At 55.4% G+C, this 8,398-nt stretch carries 5 protein-coding genes; all 5 read left to right on the top strand.

Annotated features, from left to right (window positions below; translation table 11 throughout):
- Window positions 1-1,409 (top strand): hypothetical protein (locus AABZ39_14570; GenBank protein ID MEK6796002.1); only part of this gene is annotated, 1,409 nt, incomplete at its 5' end.
- Between the two features lie 74 nt (window positions 1,410-1,483).
- On the top strand, window positions 1,484-2,197 hold the full coding sequence (locus AABZ39_14565; protein ID MEK6796001.1) for a LamG domain-containing protein: 714 nt from the start codon (window positions 1,484-1,486) through the stop codon (window positions 2,195-2,197).
- Between the two features lie 94 nt (window positions 2,198-2,291).
- The gene (locus AABZ39_14560) at window positions 2,292-5,309 is read left to right on the top strand and encodes an extracellular solute-binding protein (GenBank protein MEK6796000.1); all 3,018 of its coding nucleotides are present in this window, start codon (window positions 2,292-2,294) and stop codon (window positions 5,307-5,309) included.
- A 75-nt stretch (window positions 5,310-5,384) separates the two neighbouring features.
- Window positions 5,385-7,442: an ABC transporter permease subunit gene (locus AABZ39_14555; GenBank protein MEK6795999.1), complete on the top strand. Its 2,058-nt coding sequence runs from the start codon at window positions 5,385-5,387 to the stop codon at window positions 7,440-7,442.
- A 23-nt stretch (window positions 7,443-7,465) separates the two neighbouring features.
- Window positions 7,466-8,359 (top strand): AraC family transcriptional regulator, encoded by an 894-nt coding sequence (locus tag AABZ39_14550; protein MEK6795998.1) that lies wholly within the window; start codon window positions 7,466-7,468, stop codon window positions 8,357-8,359.
- Window positions 8,360-8,398: the final 39 nt, after the last annotated feature.

Below are 8,398 nucleotides of genomic sequence, written 5' to 3'. Positions count from 1 at the left end.
ACAATACGATAACCCATAATGAGATATGCGATCTCGACTATTCGCCGATCGGCGCAGGCTGGACATGGGGATATGCGGAACCTTCCGGCGCGCATCACAATATCTTCGAATACAATCATCTTCACCACTTCGGTCTCGGTGAGCTTTCCGACATGGCCGGTATTTACACCCTCGGCATATCACCGGGCACCGTGGAACGTTATAATCTCGTGCATGACGCCAATGCATATTCCTACGGCGGCTGGGGGCTTTACACCGACGAGGGATCGAGCGAAGTCCTGCTGGAAAAGAACCTCGTGTACAACACCAAGTCCGGCGGTTTTCACCAGCACTATGGAAGCAACAATCTCATTCGGAACAATATTTTCGCCTTCGCCGGGGAGGGTAATATCATAAGCATGCGGGGGGATGCCGGCGGAAAAAATCACAACGCCTCGTTCATATTTGAAAAGAACATCGTGGTCACTACGAACGGCTTCATGGTCAATAAAGGATTTAAATCGAAACTGTTCAGGTTCGATACCAATCTCTATTGGGACATCGTGAACGCAAGCGTAAGCAATATGAGCTTCAGCGGCCTCACGTTCCAGGAATGGCAGGATGAGGAAGGCTTCGATAAGAACGGCATTATCGCCGACCCCCTGTTCGTCGATGCGAAGAGATATGATTTCCATTTCAAGCCGGGCTCGCCCGCGTCGAAGATCGGATTTGAGCCGTTCCTGGATGAGATAGCAAAAGCCGGATTGTACGGTGATGCATCGTGGAAGAATATGCCCAAGCAGTTCACGCCGCGAGCGGCGAACCCCGACATGAAGCCCCCGGCACGGAAAAAAGAGGTCGGTAACCGCCTGCAGTTCCGCGAGGATCTCGAGGCCATCGCACCCGGCGTTCCACCCCCGTTCGGCGGCGCCGATCAGGGTATACTCGTTACCGGCGAACAGGCGAAAGGGATCTACAGCCTGAAATTCCAGGACGATGCGGGGCTCCCCAATGATTGGCGGCCGCACCTTTCGTTCAACAATAAATTCGCGCAGGGAAAAATAACCGGTTCCCTCGACGTGTTCCTTGAGGATGGCGCGATATTCTGGAACGAATGGCGCGACAGCGACGGCCCCTATAAGGTCGGACCGACGATAAAGATACTTGCCGACGGGGCGTTCATGGCGGGCACAACGAGGGTCATGGATGTCCCGCGGAAGAAGTGGATACATATTGAGATAGAAGCGGCCACCGGCGGTGGCACGTGGGACCTCGCTGTTACGGTCGACGGGGAAGCGCGGCGCGAATTCAACTCGATAAAGAACGGGAACCCGGCATGGGCATCGCTTGATGCAGTGATATGGTCGGCGATGGCCGAGACAAGAACGGCGTTCTATCTCGATAATATCGCTTTTAAAGTGGAGAAGTAGCGTCATAGTTGGTTGACAATTGCATGAATGCGCAATAAAATCGCGGCAGTGGGAAACGGGTAAAGGAGTCGGTCATGAAACACATGGTATTCGGCATGGTTGCTGCGGCGGTGCTCGCAGCGGCGCTCTCTGCAGCGGACGCTTCGCTCATCGGGTACTGGAATTTCGATGAGGGGAGCGGCATGGTCGCCAAGGATTCCTCGGGGAACAATCTTACCGCCACGAACAAAGGCGGCTGGGCCGACGGAAAAAAGGGCAAGGGGCTGCTCCTTACCGGCGATAAGACGAAGATCATTGAGTTCAGCGTACCAACCGACAAGCAGCCGGGAAAAGGCAGCTACTCGATCGCCCTCTGGATGAACCCGTCGGCTATCGATATCGATTCGAAACAGAAACAGCGCCGCGCCTTCGGCCTTGACAATTGGCCGACGGCGTATACCGTCATCGATGTTCTCGGCGACGGCGCGATACAGTTCGCGACCGGATACAAGATCGACGATACGCGCAAGGGCGGCCTGACCGTCAACACGAAGGGTAAAGCGGTCATCGGCCAGTGGATGCATATCGCCGCGGTCTTTGCCGTCGGTTCAAAGAAGATGAAGATCTATATGAACGGTACGCTCAGCGGCGAGGCAGCGATACCCGACACGTATGAATTCGATCTGCAGATCGGCACACGGCTCGCATCGATCGGGAGCACGTGGCAGTCGTTCGCCGGCGTCATCGATGAAGTATACTACTATAAGCGCGCGCTCTCTGCCGATGAAGTTTCGGTGCTCGCACAGTAAGTCAATATCGCGTATGTCCGTCAATGACGGGCATGTACAAAATGACGGTGATGCGGTACACTGACGCCGTCGAATCGAAGCATGAGGTGCTTTCATGAGAACTTGGCTGCTTACCCTTCTCGCCGTACTGATGATGCCGCTCTTCGCTGCGGATACGGCGGCGACGAACGCGGAAGACGAGGATTTCGTCGAACTGCGGCTGCGCGTCATACCCTACTCGGGCACATCAAGCCCTGACTGGATGTCGCGGCGCAAGGCATTCGACGAATTCGTCCGGCTCAACCCCAAGATACATATCAAAGCGCTTGTGCCGCTGCGCATCGAGGGCACCGCTTCCGATGAAAGCGAATTCCTCGCCATGGCCGGCGGCGTCGCGCCCGACGTGCTCTATCTCACCGAGCGCAAGGCTGCCGACTACCGCACGCAGGGATTTCTCCTTTCGCTCAACAGCTATCTGAAGGAATTCGAGAAGAGCAAGAGAATGCGCTACAAGGGCATTTATTCGCCGTCAAGCGCATGGGAACTCTGCCACAGCAGCGGTCACATTTACATGGTCCCGTATTACTATGCGCCGATGACGATACTCTGCCACACGCCCACCTTCGCTCGCAACGGTCTCGCCGGAAAATCGCCGAAGGATTGGGACGAGATGTACGATTTCTCGCGGAAGATGACGTTCGACCCCGCGAAAGAGCCTAATGCGCCCCCGGGCACACCGCTTACCTACGGCATCAGCATGAATCACGCGTCCGGCAGTTCGGGTTGGAATTACGTACAATTCGTTCTATCCGCCGGCGGGAATGTGGTCACGCCGTACATCGAGAAGAACGGCAAGCTCGTTGAGGTCCCGCCGCCGCCGGTGGACTATCGGCGCCTGGGCATCGATGTGAGCGACGATGCGAAATTCTATTCGATGATAGCGTCTAACCGTAAATATATGGAAGGATTGGGAATGCCCGCCGAGTACGCCATGGAAGATGTGAAGTGGCGGCTTGAAACGGAAAAGCCCAAAGCGATGCGTGCGCTCCACTTTTACCGGAAGATGATACAGCAGCCGTGGATGCGCAACAAAGGGCGTGAGTTCGATGTCACGGTAGAGATGATACGCGCCCGCAAAGCCGTCGACCCGTTCTCCGGAGATACGTTCGATCTTACGAAAAAAGAGATCATCGACCGCATATATATCGGCGTTGTCGATTCCGCCGCCGCCATGGTCGGGCGCAATGTAAAGGAAAAGTACTTCGGCATGAAGGCTGTATTCCTCTCGGAAGCCGGTACGGCAAGCGATCTCAATACCGATCCGACGGAGTGGACGCTTGCGACGTTCCCGTCCTATCCCGGCGAGAATTATGCGTTCATGCTGGGCGGACATTATATCGGCATCAATTCGACGATCGCTTCCGAGGATGTGCCCGGCCGCCGCGATAAAGCGAAGATAATGAAAGCGGCGTGGGATTACATCGAATACATGACCGGCCCCGAAGCACAGGCGATAAAGGCGAGGATGTACATCGACCTCGGCGTGCAGGAATATGTGCGGCCGTCCATCCTGAGAATGGCCGGCTTCGAGGACGTTGTCGAACGAATACCGCGCGAGCGCGTGAAGTTCTGGGACCATGTTGAGAACAATGCAAAAATGATACCCTACTGCAAAGGGTTCACGCACGTTCTCACGGGCGACCTTAAGATACCCATCGATGCCGTCGGCAATGACCCCATCGATCTCGTGACGGGTAATTTCAAGAAGGACCCGCAGGCGGTCATGGAAGAGGTGGTCAAGCGCGTGAACGATACCATCATCGGCGATCTGCCGCCGCATGAGATCAAACGGCGATCGAACCTCGGCTGGATAATCCTTGCGGTCATTTTCGCCGGCATTATCGCGGGCGGGGTGATGATCATACGAGCGGGGATCAAGATGGAAGCGAAATTCCGCGACAGCGAGGGTTTCGGCGTCGGGGGTCATCCGGGCCGCCGGAGAATATATGCGTGGCTCTTTCTCCTCCCGGCGGTGGCGACCATTCTCATCTGGGCGTATTATCCATTGGCGCGCGGTCTTATGATGGCGTTCCAGGATTACAAGATACTCGGCTCATCGAAATATGTCGGGTTAAAGAATTTCATCGAGATAGTCGGTGATATAACGTTCTGGCGATATCTTCTGCAGACGTTCATCTATGTCGGGTATTCGATTGGCTTGGGATTCCTCGTGCCCCTGGGACTTGCCATCCTCCTCTCCGAGATACCGAAGGGAAAGGTCTTCTTCCGAACATTGTACTATCTCCCGTCCCTCACCACCGGCATTGTGACGCTCTTCCTATGGAAGGGAATGCTCTATGACAATACGAAGCAGGGTCTTTTGAACAGTTTTATGCTCATGTTCAATGACTGGCCGCTTGCCGCGGCGCTCACCGTGAAACTGCTTCTCTTTGCGGGATTCGGATTGCTCGCGGTCATGTGCATCATACAGATATTCAACAGACGCAATGAGAAGATGGAGCGCTTCTTCGCCATCGCCATCGGCGGGCTCATCGGCGGCTTTCTTATCTTCCTTCTTGCGAACTCTGTCCTGCGCGAGGGCCCCGTGGGGCTTGTGCGCATGTTCGCAAGCGCGTTCAACTTCAAGGTGCAGAAATTCCTGCAGGACCCCGACTTGGCCATGCTCTGGATAATAGTGCCGGCCGTCTGGGCGCATGCGGGGAGCGGTTGTCTCATCTATCTTGCCGCGCTCAAGGGCATACCCGATGGGCAATACGAAGCGGCGGATATCGACGGCGCGGGCTTCTGGAAAAAAATAGTACATGTGACATTCCCCAATCTGAAGGCGCTTATCATAATCAATTTCGTAGGCTCGGTGGTCGGCGCGTTCCATGCGTCGCAGAACATCTTCGTCATGACCGGCGGCGGTCCGGAGGACAAGACGATGACGGCGGGGCTCTTCATCTGGTACAACGCGTTCGTGTATCTCGATTACGGCACCGCGACCGCAGCTGCCTGGATACTGGGCGCGCTTTTGATCGGGTTCACGCTCAATCAGCTGCGGATCATGAATAAGATGCAGTTCAGGAGCACGAGCGTAGAAGAGAAGGCCGGCGGCGGCAGCCGGACGTAAGGCGTTGCCGGATAACAAGTCGGTTGCCGGGCGTACGATCATGAACGCATCGAATCGGGAAACGAGGAGCTTTATATGCCATTGGTAAGTACAGTAGGAAGAAAGAGCGCGAAGGTCCGTCTTCTGCTTTTGGCGCTTTATCTTATTCTCATCGGCGGGGCCATTACCATGGTGTACCCGTTCCTCCTCATGGTGACGATGTCGACGACGGGGAATGCGGATTCCGTGGAGTATCGTCTTTTGCCGCGCTATTGGGGCAGCGACGCGTATCTTTTCAAGAAATATACGCTCGATCTTTCCCCCGACTGCGTGTATGTATCGCAGGGCCCCTACCGCACCACGCCGGTGTTCTCTGAATTGTCCGTATGGTTCGGAAAGGACCACTGGTTCACGTCGCTTGACGTCGAGGATAATGATCTTGGCCCCGTTATGAAGACACCTGAGGCATATCGCAAGGCCATGGCCGCCGACTGCGAGGCGTTCATCGCGAATTGCCCCGTCGAGTTCAAATTCCCCCTTTTTCTGCGAGATTCAAGTTCACCATACAATCTGCGGTCACAGTACATTAACTGGCTTATGGCAAAGTACGGCTCGGTGGAAAAGGTCAACCGCGCGCACGGCGAGACCTATGAACAGCGCGACGATATTCGCTTCTCGCCGCAAAACCAGCATCGCCGGCCGGATACGAATGTGATGCATATGCGCGACAGCCTTGCCTTCCTTGCAACGCTCACGCCGAACCAGGTATCATTGTTCAGCGCCGACGGTATCCTCTACGGATATCTGCAGCGGACAAAACTGGCCGTTCCCGCGTCCTATCGCGGTGTTACCAACCGGTACGGACAGATCAATAAAGCCTCCATCAGCTACGATGATCTTATGGCGGGGAAGCTCGGTCTTGATATACGCGAACGGTTCCTGCGAAGCGCGCCGACGCGATTTATTCGCATCGATACGGTACAGGCCGGCGACGCGTGGCGCACGTATCTTATGAAACGCAGGACCGCATATTTTCCGCTTTCGGAGCGGCTCCCCTTCATCGACGCGCAGATGGGCGTGTGGAACGTCTTTATCAGCAAATATTGCCCAAGCGGGGCGCTCTCGCTCGTACGCCCGGAGACATCGTTCCGCGACATGCTTGCGAAGAAGTACGGTTCTGTCGAAGGCGTGAACAAGGCCTATGGGACGATGTATGCGAGCATGGATGAAGTGCGTATTCCCTATGCGGCCTACCAGTACAGCTGGTTCCTCAAGAACAAAGGCGGCATGCGCTGGATATACTTCGCGTATAATTTCAAGCAGGGTTTCAATTTCATCTTCCTGCACGGTTATTCGCTCATGGTCACCGTCATCTATATAGTCCTGTCGATATTAACAGCGCTCACGGTGAATCCCATGGCAGCATATGCGATGTCGCGATTCCGGTTGAAGGAATCGCATTACATACTGCTCTTCCTCCTGACGACGATGGCCTTTCCGGCGGAAGTGCTCATGATACCGAATTTCCTATCGGTGAAATCGTTCCCGCTCATTCAGATATTGACGGTCGCAGTGTCGGTGCTTTTCTTCATCGTGCTCGTGCAGAACCTCGTGAAAGCGAAGATACGCATACCGCTCTGGCTCGCGGCCACGGTCGGGCTCGGGGTCACGATATTCCTCGCCGGGTGGCTCGTACCGACGATAGCCAAGCAGTACGATGTGCCTCTGTCGGTAACGCTTATGAACAGTTTCTGGGCGCTCATACTCCCGGGGCTTGCCAACGGCTACGGAATATTCCTGCTTAAGGGCTTTTTCGATGCGATACCGCCTGAGATCTACGAGGCGGGTCTTATTGACGGTGCCAACGAGGTGCAGCTGTTCATGAACGTAACACTGCCGCTGTCAAGACCCATCCTGGCGGTGATAGCGCTCAATGCGTTCACGAATGCGTACGGCGCGTTCATGCATGCCTTCCTCACCTGTCAGGACCCCAAGATGTGGACGCTCATGGTGTTCCTCTATGAATATCAGCAGTACGCCTCGGTGCCGATGCTTATGGCCTCGCTCGTCATTACGTCGATACCGACGCTCGTCATCTTCCTCATGGCGCAGAAGGTGATACTCGAGGGTATTGTCATCCCGACGTTCAAGTAGGCCTGCGGGAGACGGTACGCATCATGGCTCGGCGTGTCGTTCTGCACGGCATGCCCGGCGAGGTCCGGGTATTCAGCTCCCGCGTGGAGCAGGGCACCTCGTTCTGGAATGAGCATACCTATTACGAGGTCGCCGTCTGTATCGCGGGGAGCGGGTACTATAAATCCCGGCGCGGCAGGTTCCGTTTCCGAAAAACGTCCATTGTTATCTGTAATCAGTACGAACCGCATGCATGGCAGGCCGTCGAGCCGGTGCATATCCGATACGTGCAGCTTCAGCGATCGCTCGTGAAGGACATTCTCCCTGTTCTCGGGGAAGGTTCGCTCCTTCTTGACGCCTTTGTCCGCGGTGATAGCGGCGGCTTCATCATGCACCTTGCTTCGCCCCCGTTGTTCGTACAGATCCAGCGAATCGTCGATACGCTCGCCGAGGAAAGCGTCCGCGAGCGGCCGTACGCGAAAGCGCATATCCGCGGTCTGGTCATCGAAATACTGTCGCTCATCGGGCGCGATATCGCCGGATCGGATCGTCGTACGACGCCGGTATCCGACAGCATCGAACGCTCGCTCGCCTATATTCATGCCAACATCGCCGGGGATGTTTCGCTCGCCCATGCCGCGGAAGCCGCCGGGCTGTCATGCGATCACTTCTCAAAAGTGTTCAAGCGCGGCACCGGATTCTATTTCACCGAATATATGAACGAGATGCGTATCCGCGAGGCGTGCCGGCTTCTCAGGTCGACCGCAAAGAGCATAACGGACATCGCGTTCGCGTCCGGCTACCGCAACGTTCCGTATTTCAACCGGATATTCAAAGCGACTACAGGGTTCGCCCCGGCACAGTATCGGAGGAAAGCAGTCGTTTTAGTCCGTGCCGAAAAGCACGGAAAAAGTCAAGAAAATAACGGAATTGGATAATGCGTAAAAAGCGGAACATTGTATAATGAAAGCATGCAT

Source organism: Spirochaetota bacterium (assembly GCA_038043445.1).
Lineage (GTDB): Bacteria > Spirochaetota > Brachyspiria > Brachyspirales > JACRPF01 > JBBTBY01.
The sequence above is the reverse complement of the archived record's forward strand: the minus strand, read 5'-3'. Positions and strand labels throughout refer to the sequence as shown.

What these genes read in the sequence shown, in the direction of transcription:
- AABZ39_14560 (MEK6796000.1), top strand. Translation starts at nt 2,292, where the DNA reads ATGAGAACTTGGCTGCTTACCCTTCTCGCCGTACTGATGATGCCGCTC.
- AABZ39_14555 (MEK6795999.1), top strand. Translation starts at nt 5,385, where the DNA reads ATGCCATTGGTAAGTACAGTAGGAAGAAAGAGCGCGAAGGTCCGTCTT.
- AABZ39_14550 (MEK6795998.1), top strand. Translation starts at nt 7,466, where the DNA reads ATGGCTCGGCGTGTCGTTCTGCACGGCATGCCCGGCGAGGTCCGGGTA.
- AABZ39_14565 (MEK6796001.1), top strand. Translation starts at nt 1,484, where the DNA reads ATGAAACACATGGTATTCGGCATGGTTGCTGCGGCGGTGCTCGCAGCG.